The sequence below is a fragment of the Dietzia sp. 179-F 9C3 NHS genome (assembly GCF_045369825.1).
Classification (GTDB): domain Bacteria; phylum Actinomycetota; class Actinomycetes; order Mycobacteriales; family Mycobacteriaceae; genus Dietzia.
Genome location: NZ_JBIQES010000006.1, coordinates 62796 through 78085, shown reverse-complemented (window position 1 = coordinate 78085; position 15290 = coordinate 62796). Strand labels below are relative to the sequence as shown.

General features: G+C 69.2%; 14 protein-coding genes. 11 read left to right on the top strand and 3 right to left on the bottom strand.

The annotated features are described in order from the left end of the window. Positions 1-14 precede the first annotated feature (14 nt). The 5 genes from ACH0BZ_RS08980 (at position 15) to ACH0BZ_RS08960 (ending at position 5476) form a co-directional block, all read left to right on the top strand. A complete protein-coding gene (locus tag ACH0BZ_RS08980; protein ID WP_406897834.1) occupies positions 15-806 on the top strand; it encodes a hypothetical protein in 792 nt (263 codons plus the stop codon). Between the two features lie 212 nt (positions 807-1018). Then, positions 1019-2521, top strand: a complete 1503-nt coding sequence (locus ACH0BZ_RS08975) for an RNA-guided endonuclease InsQ/TnpB family protein (protein ID WP_406897833.1) — start codon at positions 1019-1021, stop codon at positions 2519-2521. A gap of 372 nt (positions 2522-2893) precedes the next feature. Then, positions 2894-3496 (top strand): single-stranded DNA-binding protein, encoded by a 603-nt coding sequence (locus tag ACH0BZ_RS08970; RefSeq protein WP_406897832.1) that lies wholly within the window; start codon positions 2894-2896, stop codon positions 3494-3496. 102 nt (positions 3497-3598) lie between these two features. Further along, on the top strand, positions 3599-3976 hold the full coding sequence (locus ACH0BZ_RS08965) for a hypothetical protein (RefSeq protein WP_406897831.1): 378 nt from the start codon (positions 3599-3601) through the stop codon (positions 3974-3976). A 6-nt stretch (positions 3977-3982) separates the two neighbouring features. Further along, positions 3983-5476, top strand: a complete 1494-nt coding sequence (locus tag ACH0BZ_RS08960) for a hypothetical protein (RefSeq protein ID WP_406897830.1) — start codon at positions 3983-3985, stop codon at positions 5474-5476. On the opposite strand, the gene ACH0BZ_RS08955 is transcribed toward ACH0BZ_RS08960, so the two are convergent. Both ACH0BZ_RS08955 and ACH0BZ_RS08950 read right to left on the bottom strand, forming a co-directional pair. Further along, positions 5473-6159 carry an alpha/beta hydrolase gene (locus ACH0BZ_RS08955; RefSeq protein WP_406897829.1) on the bottom strand — a complete coding sequence of 229 codons (687 nt, stop codon included), beginning with the start codon at positions 6157-6159 and terminating at the stop codon, positions 5473-5475. The genes ACH0BZ_RS08960 and ACH0BZ_RS08955 overlap by 4 nt on opposite strands. A 16-nt stretch (positions 6160-6175) precedes the next feature. Then, a complete protein-coding gene (locus tag ACH0BZ_RS08950) occupies positions 6176-6457 on the bottom strand; it encodes a hypothetical protein (RefSeq protein ID WP_406897828.1) in 282 nt (93 codons plus the stop codon). Between the two features lie 119 nt (positions 6458-6576). Between ACH0BZ_RS08950 and ACH0BZ_RS08945 the strand changes: the two genes are divergently transcribed. The 6 genes from ACH0BZ_RS08945 to ACH0BZ_RS08920 all read left to right on the top strand — a co-directional run bounded on the left by ACH0BZ_RS08945 (position 6577) and on the right by ACH0BZ_RS08920 (position 13945). Beyond that, on the top strand, positions 6577-7524 hold the full coding sequence (locus tag ACH0BZ_RS08945; RefSeq protein ID WP_406897826.1) for a DUF932 domain-containing protein: 948 nt from the start codon (positions 6577-6579) through the stop codon (positions 7522-7524). A 98-nt stretch (positions 7525-7622) separates the two neighbouring features. Continuing rightward, positions 7623-7865 (top strand): hypothetical protein, encoded by a 243-nt coding sequence (locus ACH0BZ_RS08940; RefSeq protein WP_406897825.1) that lies wholly within the window; start codon positions 7623-7625, stop codon positions 7863-7865. A 69-nt stretch (positions 7866-7934) separates the two neighbouring features. Further along, positions 7935-12443, top strand: a complete 4509-nt coding sequence (locus ACH0BZ_RS08935; RefSeq protein ID WP_406897823.1) for an LAGLIDADG family homing endonuclease — start codon at positions 7935-7937, stop codon at positions 12441-12443. Between the two features lie 103 nt (positions 12444-12546). Continuing rightward, complete coding sequence (locus tag ACH0BZ_RS08930; RefSeq protein ID WP_406897822.1) at positions 12547-12876, top strand: hypothetical protein; 330 nt, start codon at positions 12547-12549, stop codon at positions 12874-12876. Positions 12877-12891: 15 nt separating this feature from the next. Then, positions 12892-13128: a hypothetical protein gene (locus ACH0BZ_RS08925; RefSeq protein ID WP_406897820.1), complete on the top strand. Its 237-nt coding sequence runs from the start codon at positions 12892-12894 to the stop codon at positions 13126-13128. Between the two features lie 13 nt (positions 13129-13141). Next, a complete protein-coding gene (locus tag ACH0BZ_RS08920; RefSeq protein WP_406897819.1) occupies positions 13142-13945 on the top strand; it encodes a metal-dependent hydrolase in 804 nt (267 codons plus the stop codon). Between the two features lie 192 nt (positions 13946-14137). On the opposite strand, the gene ACH0BZ_RS08915 is transcribed toward ACH0BZ_RS08920, so the two are convergent. Then, on the bottom strand, positions 14138-15208 hold the full coding sequence (locus ACH0BZ_RS08915; protein WP_406897817.1) for a hypothetical protein: 1071 nt from the start codon (positions 15206-15208) through the stop codon (positions 14138-14140). Positions 15209-15290: the final 82 nt, after the last annotated feature.

The following is a 15290-nucleotide window of genomic DNA, read 5'->3' as shown; positions in this document are numbered from 1 at the left end:
AGCAAGGAACACCCATGCACAACGCCGACACTTTCGTGCGTCGCCCTGTCCAGGTCGAGGCGGTCCACTACCGCGAGGTCGCCCACGCCCGCGCGGTCTACGACCTGATGGGCTGGCAGCAGGACGACGACTTCGAGACGTGGCTGGCCGACTGTCACGCGGACCAGGACCACGAAACGACGCTGTACCTCGACGGAGGCGCCGCCCTCCGCCTCGGCCAGTGGGTCGTGCGCGACCCCCACACCGGGCACGCCCACCCCATCGACCACGACGACTTCACCGCCGACTATCAGCAGACCGGCCACACCCCGCCCGGCCACCCCACCGACGCCCAGGTCGTCGATGTGCTTGCCGCCCTCCCGGCCCGTCTGCACGCCAACGACTGCGGGAACACTTGCTGCTTCTGGATCGAAGATGACACCGGCGCCGACATCTTCGACGCCGACGCCGACGCCCGCCCGGCGGTGGCGGCCTTGGCGGCGGCGCCAGCCCTGGCCCGCAGTCTGGCCGCACTCCGCTCCGCCGTCGCCGCCGCCTACGCCGAACTCGACACTGGTGGCCGGCGAATCCTGGACACCCAGATCACCGGCGGACACCACGACATCGACCTGACCGTCCAGCGGGACGGCGACACCCTCACCGTCATCGCGTGCGACGGGCGCACCTGGACCATCACTGGACCACCGGAGGATCCGATCATCCGGGCCGCCGACGGCGCTGGCGTGTCCACCACCCGATACCTCGGCGCCCGCATCCTGCGCGCAGTCTCCGACTCCCCTCGCCTCGAGGGGCGTACCGATGGGTGACTAGCAGAGGATCGCCACCGTCACGAGCGCCGCCACCAGCCATGCTCGCCGTCGCGCCACCAGTCAGCAGGGCGAGGCCGGCGACACCACACCGGCAAATCGGGGTGGGATGCTGCCGTCGCAGGGCCCGACGTAGGGATGCCGCAATCGGCCGATGTCGTACCCGACTGATACACCACGAGATGAACCCCGAACAGGGAGAGGAGGAACTGATGCCCGCCACCGTCGAAGTGCTGCGCGCGTACCGGTTCTGCCTCGACCCGGCCGAGGCACAGCGGCAGGCGCTGGCACGCTACGCCGGCGCCGCCCGCTGGGGCTTCAACCAACGACTCGGGGTTCTGGTCGACGGTCACCGCCGGTACCTGCAGGAGGTCGCGTGGACGACCTACAGCGACGACGTCGACGAGGCTGGCGCCCGCGCTCTGGTCAAGGCCCGCGGTGGAGTGGACACACCCAGTCTGGCCGCGCAGTCGCGTGAGCTCACCGCCCTGATCGCCGACCACCGCGACCGCGCGGCCTCTGACCCGGAGGCCGAGGGGGCGTGGCTGCACACGATCAACCGCCACGCCATCATGGCGGGGATGCGCAACGCCGACCGCGCCTGGTCCAACTGGCAATCGTCGCACCGCGGCGAGCGGGCCGGTGCCCGGGTCGGCTACCCGAGGTTCAAGAAGAAGGGCCGCGCCCGCGACACCTTTTCGCTGTTCCACGACGTCAAGCGCCCCGGCATCCGGTTGGCCACCTACCGGCGCCTGCGACTACCCAACATCGGGGAGATCCGGCTGCACGACTCCGGCAAACGCCTCGGCCGCGCCATCGCCCGCGGCGACGCACTGATCCAGTCGGTGACCGTGTCCCGCTCCGGCCACCGCTGGTACGCCTCCGTCCTGGTCAAGCAGCAGCAGCCCGAGCCTGGCCCGACACGCCGCCAACGCGCGGCCGGCACCGTCGGCGTCGACCTCGGCGTCAAGGCCACCGCCGCCCTCTCCACCGGCGAGCTCGTCCCCAACCCGCGCGTCAAGCGGCAGGTGGCGGCGCGGATCGCCAAGACCAACCGAGCCCTGGCACGCTCCAAGAAGGGCTCCAACCGCCGTCGCCGCCTGGTGGCCCGGCTTGGGCGGCTGCACCACCTCGAAGCGCTCGAGCGGGCCCGTCACACCCACGCCCTGACCAAGCGACTCGCCACCGGCTGGGCTGACGTGGCGGTCGAGGACCTGCACGTGGCCGGCATGGTGCGCTCCGCCCGCGGCACCGTCGACGCCCCCGGCCGCGGCGTCCGCGCCAAGACGGGCCTGTCGCGGTCCATCCTCGATGTCGAGCCCGGCGAGATCCGACGCCAACTCGACTACAAGACCGGTTGGTACGGGTCCCGGCTCCACGTCGTGGACCGGTGGGCCCCGACCAGTAAGACCTGCTCCGCCTGCGGCTGGGTGAAACCCAAACTCGGCCTTGGTGAGCGGACGTTCCAGTGCGACGAGTGCGGCCTGGTCCTGGACCGGGACGTCAACGCCGCACGCAACATCGCCGCCCTCTCGGCGGCCGTCCCCACGGAGGGTGGGGACGCTAAAGCGCGTGGAGGTCCCGTGCCCGAACCGCCTGTCGGCGGCCACGGTGCGGGACCATGGAAGCGCGAAGGCCACCTTGGTGGTCACCGTTCGGGAGCAATCCCGAACCCATCCCCAAACGCCCCACCCCGGGGCAAACACGCAGCGTAGGGTGCGCTCCCCACGCGAGCGGGGATGGTCCCACGCAGCGTAGGGAGTGCGCTCCCCACGCGAGGCGCTCCCCACGCGAGCGGGGATGGTCCGAGACCGTCTACAAGCAGCACGTGTCCACGACCGCGCTCCCCACGCGAGCGGGGATGGTCCCCAGGACAGGACGTCCCCCGACACGTCCTGCCCGCGCTCCCCACGCGAGCGGGGATGGTCCGGCGTACGGGGTGCTCCATTGGCCCACACGCTCAGTGTTCTCCGCCGGAACACGAGCGGCCCGCGACTAACACCACACCGGCAAGAGCGGCTGCGATGCTCTCCTTCGAGACCGCAACCCGCAGTCTCACCGCCCGCATCTAGAGCAAGGAGAAACCCATGAGCCAGGGCGACACCCCCATCACTCTCGTCGGCAACATCGTCGCCGACCCCGAGCTGCGCTTCACCCCCTCCGGGGCGCCGGTGGCGAACTTCCGCGTCGCCTCCACCCCGCGCCGATTCAACTCCCAGACCAACCAGTGGGAGGACGGCGAGGCCCTGTTCCTGACGTGCAACATCTGGCGCCAGACGGCCGAGAACGTCGCCGAGTCCCTGCAGAAGGGTATGCGCGTCATCGTCACCGGCCGTCTTCGGCAGCGTTCCTACGAGACCCGCGAGGGCGAGCAGCGCACCGTCTACGAGATCGAGGTCGACGAGGTCGGCCCCTCCCTCAAGTTCGCCACCGCCAAGGTCACCCGCACCTCCCGTGACAACCAGGGTGGCGGCCAGCAGGGCGGCTACGGCGGAGGCCAGCAGCAGGGCGGCTACGGCGGAGGCCAGCAGCAGGGCGGCTACGGCGGCGGCCAGCAGCAGGGCGGCTACGGCGGCGGCCAGCAGTTCCAGCAGGGCCAGCAGCAGGGAGACATCGACGACCCGTGGGGGCAGGCTCCCGCCGCTGGTAACAGCGGCGGCTTCGGCGGGACCGACGAGCCCCCCTTCTAGCCCCCCTGAGCGCCGGCACGCTCACGAGCGATGACCGGAATGTCGGCCCCGCACCATCCGATGGTGCGGGGCCGTCCTACTCTCACACCAAGGAGATCCCGCATGAGTACCCTGCACCACACCGTCCGCGCAGCCGTCCACCAACTCGTGGCGGGGCTCGAACAGCATGCCGTAGCCGATCCGGCCACCTGGCAGCGCTTGTGGTGCGACCCCTCCCCTCGCCACTTGGTACCCCGTCGGCCCCGCGCAGTCCCCGACCGGCCGGACCTGGGGGTCACCGACCTTGCGGCCGGGACGGCGACGTGGCGGCCTACCGAGGACGAGCCGATCGCCGCATGGCTACAACTGGAACTCGCCGGCGGCCGCCCGCAGCTGGCGGGCCGGGCCATCGACGTCCGGGGACGTGCGGTTACGGTGCCGATCGCCCCGAGCGCCGGCATCGCAGAGTGGGCCGCGCACATCCCGAATCCGCAGGCCTGACCCGTCGTGTGCCGGTCGAAGGAGCAGGGCGGGCAGCGCTGCCACGCACACGCCGCCGCCGCCCTCGCCGCTACCGCCGCCGAGCTGGGCATAGCCCCCCTGGACATGCCGCCGGCCGGCGCGGACAGGCACGCGGTGAGCCGCTACCGGGAAGCGCTGACCGACTACACCACCACCGCCCGGGGCGCGGCGAACCTATGGGCGGTAATCGGCACCTACCCCGACAGTCACCCGACCCGCCGCGAACTCGAGCGGGTTTTCACCAAGGCGGTCAAACGCCGGCAGGCCCGCGAGGACGCCTACACGCAGTGGAAGCGCGACAACGGCAAGCCCGCCGAACCCCGCGACATGCTCACCGACGACCAGTGGTCCGTCACCAGTGGCGACCGCTGCAGCCGCTGCGGGCAGTACACCTCGAAGGCCAGCACGCACACCTGCCCCACCCGGCTGACGATGTTGCCGGTCACCGCGCCCAGCAGGTTCGCCTCGCGCGCCGACGGGAGAGGCGTCGAGCAGGTGCCGATGCTTGAGGATCTGCCCGAGATGGACTTCGCCACCGCCCAGGCCATCCTCAGCGACCTCAGTCCCACCGAAGACTTCGAGCGTTCCGTGATGCGCGACCTGGACAGCGCGATGGCTGATGACGCTTTCGCCAGCCCCGGAGAGATCGCGGACGGAGTCGCTGTCGGCGAGAAGGTGCGCCAGCTCATCTCCTCGACGGCCGACAGCAACCTCGAGGAGGCGCTGTTCATAGCGCATGACGGCGGGGTCTTCCTCGACTCCGATGGGTTCGACCGGCTCCAGTCGCACCTCAAAGCCGACACCGCCCAGCGCCTCGGGGAACGGATCCACCGCCTCGATCCGGCGATCGCCCCGGCACGCGCCGAGGCGATCGCCGACCAGGCGATGCGGGCGTGGGCGATGAACTACTCCCACGACAAGTACGGCGAGCAGACCCTGGCCCCCTACCACCAGGCCGCCGAAGCCCTGGCCGCCGGCCGTGACCCGCTGGCCGGGCATGCTCTGGACAGCCCCGAGTACGAAGCCGGCATCACCGTCTTGGCCCAGTACCAGGCCACCCAGGAGTGGTTCGCCGACCGCGGCGTCACCGAGGTGCGCCTACACCGCGGCATGGCCTACTACGACGCCGAGTACGAGCCCCGCGACATGACGAGAACGTCGATCCCGCCCACCGACCGCGACGACGGCGAGTACCGGTGGGTTCCCGGCTGGATTCCTGCCGAGGAGCTGGAGGACTATGACACCCCCACCGTCATCGACCACGTCCGGAACAAGCCCCTGTCCTCCTGGTCGGACAGCGAGGAGGTGGCCGGCATGTTCGCCGAAGACGATGAACGCAGCCTCGGCTACATTCTGGCCACCACCATGCCCGTCCAGCGGATCCTCTCGATACCGCGCACCGGAAACGGGTGTCTCATTGAGCGGGAGGTCGTCGTCCTCGACGGGCCCGGCGGCGCCACGATCAGACCGAACTACTAGACCGAGTCCGCTTCCGCCACGAACGTGCTCACCAGGTCGGCGACCTGCCCGGCCAGCGGCCCATCGGGCAGGCTGTGCTCGCCACCAGCGAGCGTGACAAGGCGGGTACCGGCCCCGAACTTGCGCAGCACCTCCGTCGCGGAGTCCGGGTCGGCGACGCTGTCATCGGCGCCGGCCAGCAGCAGCGTCGGCGCCGGGCCGCGAAGCTCGAGCTCGCGGGCATGGTCCTTGAAGGCGATGTTGGTGGCCAACGCCGAGACCGGCAGGGGCGGACCGCCGGTGTCGCCGGTGCCGACAAGTTGCCGCGGGAGCGAGGGCACACGCAGGGCCGTCAGCGCGGCCACCACGGCCCGCTGCGCCGGCGACACGCGCATGCTCGGCGAGATGAGCACCGCCGCATCCACCAGATGCTCAGCCAAGGCGTGCAGGCCGATGGTGGCGCCCATCGAGTAGCCGATCAGGCATACCCGGTCGGCGCGACCACGAAGCTCGGCCACCCCGGCTCGCATATCGTCCAGCCAGGCGGTCCACGGCGTCGTCGCCAGCGCCTCAGAGTCCTCCTCGTGTCCGGACAGGGCCAACCGCGACGCGAACACGCCGCCCTGCTCGAGACGGGGCACGAGCGGATCCCACACCGTCCGGTCCCCACCGAAGCCATGCACGAGAAGCGCAGCAGTAGTCACCCCGCCAGTGTGGCGGCTACGAGCCAGCGTTGAACACCCGCGCCGACACAGGGTGCTCGCCGGCAGCCTGGTCTGCCCGCGTACGCAGGTCATAGGCGACGAACGGAGCCAACCGTGCCGCGGCCACGGCCTGCTGGTGAACGAGGGCATCACTCGACCACCGTTCGTCGGAGCCCAAGAAGTCCTGCACGGCCTGCCACGCGGCGTCAACCGAAGGGAAACCATCCAGGACCGTGTAGGTGGCGGCCTCCCGGTCGGGCTCGACCGGATTGAACACGCGAGCGGAGTAGCTGGTCATAGCACTCACGATAAGGCGGAGGGCACCCCTTGCCGGCCACCACAAGGAGACTGCTGCAGAGCCGTGCCCATGGTGTCTAGTGGGGGCATCGGAGAGAACCCACCCCAAGGAGGCACCCGATGAGCACCCCGCTCAAGGTCACCGACCGCGTCCCGTTCGAGTCCACCCTCGGCACCGACATCAGCCACGCCAACGACGTCACCGACGCCCTGCGCATCGCGAACCTGGACTGGGGGCTGATCGACGTCCCCAACCCCACCTTCCCGATCCTGTGCGACGACGGAGTCATCAACGCCAGCCTGCCCGACCGGCGCCTGCTCGTCCGTGACGACAACGGCGTGGTCCTGTCCACCGTCGGCTCCCGCTACGTCCCGCTGTCCAACGCTGACGTCTACGCGATCGCCGACCACGCCCGCACCCTCGGCGCCCGCTTCGACTCGGCCGGGGAAACCAACCACGGCCGCACCACCTTTCTGACGATGACCATCCCCGAGGCCTCCGTACGTATCGGCGGCCATGACCCCATCGACTACAAGGTCATCCTGTCCACCTCGAACGACGGAGGCGTCGCGATGAGCTCCGTGACCGCCCGGCGCCGGGTCTGCACCAACGGATTGACGATCGGGATCGGCGTGCCCCAGACGTGGAACATCCGCCACTCGGCCTCCGCTGAGGAGCGGCTGGTCGAAGCACGCAACACCATGACCGGCGCGATTCGCTACGCGAAGGAGTTCACCGCCCGCGCCGAGCAGCTGGCAGCCACCCCGATGACCACCAACGAGTACGACGCCTTCCTCGCCGAGCTCGACCCCCGCCCCGACGAGGACCGCAAGACTGCCCTCACCCGCTGGGAGAACCGCCGCAGCAGCCTCATGGAGCTGTGGTCCACCGCAGACACCCAGGAGGAGGGCCGGCACACCCGCTGGGCGGCGCTCAACGCCGTGGCCGAATGGCTCGACTGGGAAAAGCCGGCCAGAGGCGGAGCCAACGCCGTCGCAATGCGCCAGCTCAACGACAGCGGCGCCGCCACCCGCCAGCGCGCCTACCGGCTCCTGCAGCCCGCCTGAGCAACCCGCACACCAGCGCCCCGACCGCCGATCCCTGGCGGCCGGGGCGCCGTACGTGATAGGACCGCCCCATCGGAGAAACCCCCAAAGGAGCGCGGATGAGCCAGCCCGCCCGCACCTCAGCAGCCCTGTGCCGTGCCCGCCACTGGTGGCCCGGCACCGTCCTGACCGCCCACCACGACGGAACCACCACCACGATCGTCATCACCGCAGTCGGTGACACCCACGTCCTGGCCCGCCGCCTTCACCACCGCGGCCACGACCTCGAGGACGTGGAAACCGTGTGGGACCTGCGCACCCACCCCTGGTCGACCACCACGCAGGACGCCGCCATCGCCTGACCGGCACAACCCAGCCCGGCACGTACAGGTGAGACGATGTGCCCGACCACACGGGAAGGACCAGCACACATGGCGCGCGCCCGCAGGCGACCACCGTCCAGATTCCAGCAGCAGGCCCAGCAGCAGGGGCAGCGACTCCTGAGCGACTGGGCGACCCTGACATGGGTCCAGGACGGAACCAAGCTCGGCCCCGTCCCCCTGGTCGCCGCCAACTGGCTGATCCTCGCGCTCCTGGCCGGCCTGCTCTACCTCGGCACGCCTTCTCGAAGCTGGACAGGACTGGCGCTGGCCGGGTTCCTGCTCTACACCCTCGTCCGCGCCGGAGCTGTCATGCCCCGCCGCCGCAAGGCCCTCACCGCGATCTACACCGCGATGCAGCGGCCCGCAGCCCTCCCCCGCTCCACCAGCACCACCCCGGTAAACCCGGCCTCCTACCTGTCTGTGGCCTCCTGGGGCCCCAAGGCGCGCCCCGAGAAGTTCACCCTCACCGTCGGCCCGGACTCCCCCGCCACCACCGCCCCCTATCTGCGCACACCGCTGGAGCAGGCAATCCAGAAAGCCACCCCACCGCCCCGAGATGGACAGGAGTGGGTCTTCGACTGGGCCGACGCCTCACACGTCACCGCCACGTCCGTGCCAGCCGAGGACCCCCGAGTGTGGCAGCGCGGACACGACCGGAAGATGGCCCGATCGCTCGGCGACCGCACCCTGTTCGACGGGGCCCGCAACGCCGCCGACCACGACTACGCACTCACCGTCGAGGCCCGCACCGAAAGCGAAGCCGGCGGCGCCACCTACCCCTACCCCACCAAGGTCGTCTGGGCATACGGCGGGTTCGACGCCTCCGACCCGCAGTTCCGTGAACGCGTCACCGCCGAGTTCGACCGCAAGGTCCGCGGACCCGGGGTGTGGGTCTACGACTGGACCACCGACGGCGAGCTCATCGCCGAGCTCGTCGCTGACGACGACCTACGCGCCCGCCGCAAGGTCGTCGCCCGCAAGATCACCTCTGACGTTTACTCGCTGATCCGCACCACCAAGAACAGCAGCATCGACTGCGAGGTCACCAAGTGGATGCCCGAGGGCAAGCGCTTCCCCGAGCACTACCCGGTGGCCATCACCATCGACTTCGGCACCCTCAACCTCGGCGACCGCCGCATCCGCAACAAATTCGAGGAAGACTTCGACACCGCCATGGAGGCCAGCCACCCGGGACTGACGTGGCTGTACGACTGGACGCCCGGAGGAACCACCCGACTCGTGGCGACCGCCTACCCCTCCCGGAGCGAAAAGGCCCGCCGCAAAGTGACCGAGCGAAACCTCCGCAACGTCATCGAGTCCAAGTTCGGATCCAGCAAGAACTTTGTCGACTGCGACATCCTCGAGTGGCAGCCCCAGCTAAGCCCAGAGGGGGCAGCCCTCGTGCAGGTTGCCGAGGTCAAGTTCGGGTCAATGGACGTCAACGCCCGGGACACCCGAGATGGATTCCAAGACCACTGGGACAGCCTGAGCAAGGACAACGACTGGCACTACTCATGGGACGCCCCGAAGGGGAAGGTCACCATCACCGCGGTGCCGCCCTTGCCCGAGGCGCTGGCCTTCCCCCCGCCCGGCACCCCAGAGTTCGATGAGGTGATCGCACTAGCCAAGCGCGGAGTATTCCGATTCGGCCCGCAGAAGGGCGGAGGCTGGCTCGACTGGGACCTCGGGGAAACCCCACACGGCCTGATCGGCGGTAAGACCGGCTCCGGTAAGGCCTTGGACACACAGACCCCGATCTGCACCCCGGACGGCTGGCGCACCATGGGCGAGCTCTCGGTCGGGGACCGAGTATTCGACGAGGCCGGACGCCCGACGACCGTCACCGGCGTGTACGACCAGCCGCTCACCGACACCTGCTTCGAGGTCAAGTTCTCCGACGGGTCAACAGTCGTGTGCGACGACCAGCACCTGTGGTGGACCGAGACCCGCACCACTCGGGTGGCCCGTACCCAACAACGCTTCTACGCCGACACGCGCCACCGCCGTCCGTGGCTGGCCCCGGAGACGACCGCGCGACTGCGTGCCGCTGCACAGAAGTGCCGGCCGGACGACACCGCCACGCTCCCGGAGGTCGCAGCACTGGCAGGCCTTACGCCCAACCGTTCGGGTCCGCTTCGCGCACTAGCAGCCTCGATCGGTGCGGCCGAAGAAGTTCGCACCGAGGCCCGCACATACCACTACCGCGAGCAGATCGTGTTCCAGCGCCAGAAGGTGACGCTCTACGAACCGACTGCGCTGGCCGACTTCCTGGTCACCAAGGTCCGCTCTGCACGGTCCGGGTCACTGAGCGAGCACGGCACCGCCGTGATGGCCGCCGCGGTCGGACTGCGCGACGGTAGCAACGACAGGGTGTGCTCCTCAGACCTGGCGCGCACGATCGGCGTGGACAAGCGGCAGGTGAACCAGTGGCTACAGGGCGCCGCGGCCGTCGTCCCTCACTCCCTGGACGAGCGAGTCGTGCAACTCACCGTCCCAGAAAGGACGGTGGTGCGACCGGGCCCAGCAGTCCCCTTGTACCCGAAGCAGGCCCTGCTCGACGCGGTCGCCGATCATGGGGACCGACCGATGTGGGACCAAAGGTCGGCGACGACTCTGGGGCAGGTGCGCACCGTCAACGAGATCCGCCACAGCCTGCGCGCCCCCGGCGGGCACGCGAACCATTCCGTGCCCGTCGCCGCCGCACTGCAGTTCCCGGAGGCATGCCTGCCTATCGCCCCGTACACGCTCGGCGTGTGGCTCGGAGACGGGCACTCCTGGCACGCACAGTTCACCAGCATCGACCCCGAGGTCGCTGACACGGTCCGCGAGGACGGCTACTCCGTCCACACCGTCGGACGCCCCCAGGGCGTCAACGGCAACGTGTGGACCTACACGGTGACCGGGCTGCGGACGCCACTGCGTCAGTCGGGGTTGCTCCGAACCCGAACCGCACCTGGCGGCAAGCACATTCCCCGCGCCTACCTGCAGGCCAGTCAGGCGCAGCGACGGGCCCTGCTCGCCGGGCTGCTGGACACCGACGGCACGGTGGGCGCACACGGTCGAGTGGAGTTCGACAACACCAACCGTCAGCTCGCACTGGACGTCCTCGAGTTGGCGCGGGGACTCGGGTACCGGGCCACGATCACCGAAAAGGCCGCCCGCCTGGACGGTCGAGAGTGTGGCCGCACCTACCGGGTTGCGTTCACCACCCGCGACGTGGTGTTCCGCCTGCCCCGAAAATGCGAGATACACCTCGCCCGAACAGGCAGCGCCAACCCGGAGAAGCACCAACACCGGTACATCGTCGACATCCGAAAGGTCCAACCGCGACCGATGCGCTGCATCAGCGTGGACTCCCCGACCCGGCAATTCTTGTGCGGCGACGCCCTGATCCCGACGCACAACTCGGTGGCCCTGTCGATCGTGCTGTTCTACGCGATGTACCTGCCCGATGACATCGAAATCATCGTCTGTGACCCCAAACGCACCGACTTCACCTGGACTCCGGAGTTCCCGTCAGTGGTCCGGTTCGCCGCCACCGACACAGAAATCTGCCAAGCCGTCGCGATGACGCGAGAGCGCATGGACACCGCACAAACGCTGCTCAATCGGACCCAGGTGCGGAAACTGTCGTGGCTGCGCGACAAGTACGCGGCTGAGCCCGATCTCGAGAGTATCTACGGCCCCGTCCCCAAGCGGACCATCCTGTTCTTCGACGAGATCGCCGACTTCCTCGCGAAGGGCGCGGACAGCGACATGGAGGAGTTGAAAGACGAGGCCAGGGCAAGCCTGGAGAAGATCGCGCGCCTGGGCCGGGCACTGGAGACCAACATCGTGTGTGCCGCGCAGAAACCCGACGCGAAGATCATCTCCACCCAGCTGCGTTCCCAGCTCGGCTTCCGACTCGGCGTCGGACCACTGGATCAGTACGAGTCGGAGCAGATCCTCAACTCCCAGCACGGCACCCGCTTCCCCGAAGCGGGCACCCCGAAGGGGCGGGCATGGGGCTATGACCCGAAGAACGGCTACCGGCAGGTTCAAGTGATGTTCCTGCCGGATGACTCGATGCCTGCACCCTGGGACCCGTCGATGACGTTGCAGGGGGCTAAGGAGCTGTCACGCAACAGGCTCACCGAGATCGGCTACCAGCAGATCACCGTGCCCAACGCGGATGGCGGAGAGGAGCCCCGGTGGGTGATTCTCGACGAGCAGAGCCCGGGTGAAGATGGGGACGCAGCAGCTACCGCGGGCAGTTCCGCGGACGCGGAAAACCACGAGGAGATCGACGAGGCTGGCGCCGAGCCCGCAGACACCGCAGACCCCGCCCCGATGCCCGCACACGAGCCAGAACCCCAGCACGACGACGAGCCCACCACCGCCCCCGTCGACGAGCGCCAGGCGCCCACTACCGCAGACAATCAACCGGACTCCCCCGCCCCCGAACCAATGTCGGCCCCTCGAACCCCCCGCCGGGCCAGCCGCGCCCCCGGGCCAGCGGCTGACAACGGCGCCGCCGACGTCGAGGAGGACGTCGTCGAACCCTCCCTGTGGTCCTGAGAACGCCGCCCGGCATGACCGTGCGGAATGATGCGGGCATCGGAGAACACGCGGCACAGACGCACTCAGTGGGCGGTGTGCGCCAACGAGACGGAGGCGAGCAGTGAGGTTCGTATCGACAGTGATCATGGCGCTGGTCGTCGCCGGAGCCGGCTGGGGATTTCTGACCTGGGCGGCCGACGGCAAGAAGCCGTTCACGGAGGGCTGGTGGCCTGCGCTGTACTCCAACGTCGAGGACGCGGTGAATTTCGGTGGAGACACCATCAAAGACAAGCTGCCGAACCCGGAGAACCTGCCCAAGCCGGACCTCGGGGAGGACATCCCGAAGCTCGACGACACCAGCGGCGAGTTCCAGCAGATCCCCGGAGCCCCGGGAAACCAGAGCATCGACCCGGGCCCGGGAATCCAGCCTCCGGCGCTGCCGGCGCCCTGAGAGGAGAACCCGGACGTGAAGTGGATAGCCGGCATCATCGGCGCCCTCGTGCTGTGGGGCTTCCTCCAGGGCGCCTCAGAGGTGGACCTGGGGCAAGGCAAGGACACAGCGGTAGAAGCCGCCGGAAAGATCGTCAGCGGAGTCGCCGACACAACGGTGAAGCTCCTGCCGCGGCTGATCGACGGGGCAGCCGAGCTCGTTGACAAGATCCCCGACAACGGCGATTACGAACCGCCGACCATCGGCGAGTGAAGGAGCCGAGACCATGGTGATGGGACCAACCCACGCGATGAGTGGGGCCGCCACAGGACTTGCGCTCGGCGCGTTCCTCCCGGCCAGCCTGGGAGGAGCCTCCTCGATCCCGGAAGTCTTCGTCTTCGCCGGCGTCACCGCCGGCGCCGCACTCCTGCCGGACCTGGACACCCCCCAGGGCACGTTGGCCCGCAGTTTCGGGCTTGTCTCCACCGGCGTCGCGCACGTCGTCGAAAACACCTCGCAGGCCATCTACAACCTCACCAAGACCCGCAAGGACGACCCGATCACCAACGGCCACCGCACGGCCACACACACAGTGTGGTTCGCGATCCTGGCAGGCCTGGCCGCCGCCGGCATCGTCGGAGCGTTCGGCAAACCGGGCGCCATCGGGGTGCTGTTCTTCATGCTCGGGCTGGCGATCCGCGGTCTCGCCCCGGACTGGACCAAGAAGCAGGACTGGCTGTACGTGACCGGCCTATCGCTCGCCCTGGCCGTGGCGGTGTGGGTGGCCCTGCCGGCGGCGGCGGGAAGCGTCGCCCTGGGCGCCGCGGTCACCGTCGGCGTCATCACCCACCTGCTGGGGGACATGATCACCAAGCGCGGAGTGCCGCTACTCGGAGGACTGGTCTCGATAAACGGCAAGCGCTGGTGGGACATCGCCCCGCCGAGCCCGCTGCGCATCCGGGCCAACGGGCTGTCCGACCGCATCCTGCTCGCCGCGTTCACCGGCGCGGCAGTGATGCTCACCTACTACGTGCTCGCCGACCCGGCGGCGCTGGGCGCCGACTTCACCGCGGCCGCAGTCTTGAGCTAGGGCGTGCCCCTTGGCCTGTGACTCGTCGATGAAGACCGCACGCATGCGATCCATGAAAACACAGCAGCCCCGCATCGAGGGCGGGGCGCTGGCGAGTGCAGGAGGCCTTCTGGCATCCCGCCTCACCATCATCCGGCAGGCGGTACACCAGTGTCAACCTCTCCGCGCCGACACCTTTCCACTGGTGCCCGATTAGACGAAGTCGAGCCGATCGTCGGTCGCGGCGATCACCGCGTCGATTGCCTCCTTCGCCTTCTGGGCCCGGTCCACGAAGCTGCGGGTCTGCTCCAGCAGCTCCTTGAACTCATCCAGTTCATCGTCGTCGACGATGTCGAGGAACTGCGGCAGTTGCTTCTCCACCGCGGTCACTTCCGGGAGGTGACCGGCGATCTCCTTGATGTCCTGCAGATGCCGGGTGTAGTTGGCGTTCGCCCGCATCTGCGACAGCGCATCCGAGGCGTTGATGATCGGCGCCGCATCCTCGTCGTCGAACCCGCCGTCGACGTCGAAGGCGTCGATAGCCGGCGTCAGCGGGGTAGGCGGCGCGTCGGGCTCGTCGTCGTCACCGGCATCGAAGGTGTCGCTCCCAGTGGCTTCTCCGCCTCGGCCGTCCCGGAGAGAGCCGGAACCGCCGTCACTGGCCGAGTGGTCGTCGGGGCGGCCGTCGACTTCGTCGAACTCGTCGTTGTTAGAGACGTCCACAGTTGAGCTCGAGCCACCAGCGGCATCGGACAGTGCGGAGTCGATGACATCCTGGACGGTGTCGGGGCTGGCGTCCTTGTCGTGGATCGCGGCGGCGACGCGGTCGCTGATGGTGTCCACCAGCTGCAGGTCGCCACTCATGCCGCCGCCGAGCTCGCGCAGAGTGCGTTCAGGGATCGTCAGGTCGCCGGGGTCTACACCGGTGCGGTCGGAGATCGCCCACAGCATCCACGACACCCTGGCCATGCGGTGGACGTGCGAACGGCTGTACGGCTTCCCCGTCACCGGGTTCACCGTCGTGCCGCCGAGGCGCCGCAACATCAGGTCGCGGGGGTTGGCGTAGCCGAGCGGAACCCACGCCTGCCGTCGGATGATCTCGACCACCGTGTCGTAGAACGTCTCCGCAGCGTTGATGGCCCGCTCCACCAACTGCTCGGCTTCGGCTTCACTGCAGGGGCCCTCGCCCGGAGCGGCGACCTCACCGGCGGGGCGGGGGCTGACCTCCTCGCCCGGGCCGAGGACGGCGTTCATGGCGTCGTCGACGTCGCTGCTTGCGGTCATGGAGCCTCCCTGCGGAGCAGTCGTGTGCGGTAGGTCGATGCTAAGTGCCGGTCATGCCGCCGCCCCGCCGCCGAAGATTCCG

Coding starts and splice junctions, on each gene's coding strand:
- ACH0BZ_RS08980 (WP_406897834.1), top strand. CDS start 15: ATGCACAACGCCGACACTTTCGTGCGTCGCCCTGTCCAGGTCGAGGCG.
- ACH0BZ_RS08975 (WP_406897833.1), top strand. CDS start 1,019: ATGCCCGCCACCGTCGAAGTGCTGCGCGCGTACCGGTTCTGCCTCGAC.
- ACH0BZ_RS08970 (WP_406897832.1), top strand. CDS start 2,894: ATGAGCCAGGGCGACACCCCCATCACTCTCGTCGGCAACATCGTCGCC.
- ACH0BZ_RS08965 (WP_406897831.1), top strand. CDS start 3,599: ATGAGTACCCTGCACCACACCGTCCGCGCAGCCGTCCACCAACTCGTG.
- ACH0BZ_RS08950 (WP_406897828.1), bottom strand. CDS start 6,457: ATGACCAGCTACTCCGCTCGCGTGTTCAATCCGGTCGAGCCCGACCGG.
- ACH0BZ_RS08945 (WP_406897826.1), top strand. CDS start 6,577: ATGAGCACCCCGCTCAAGGTCACCGACCGCGTCCCGTTCGAGTCCACC.
- ACH0BZ_RS08940 (WP_406897825.1), top strand. CDS start 7,623: ATGAGCCAGCCCGCCCGCACCTCAGCAGCCCTGTGCCGTGCCCGCCAC.
- ACH0BZ_RS08935 (WP_406897823.1), top strand. CDS start 7,935: ATGGCGCGCGCCCGCAGGCGACCACCGTCCAGATTCCAGCAGCAGGCC.
- ACH0BZ_RS08920 (WP_406897819.1), top strand. CDS start 13,142: ATGGTGATGGGACCAACCCACGCGATGAGTGGGGCCGCCACAGGACTT.
- ACH0BZ_RS08915 (WP_406897817.1), bottom strand. CDS start 15,208: ATGACCGCAAGCAGCGACGTCGACGACGCCATGAACGCCGTCCTCGGC.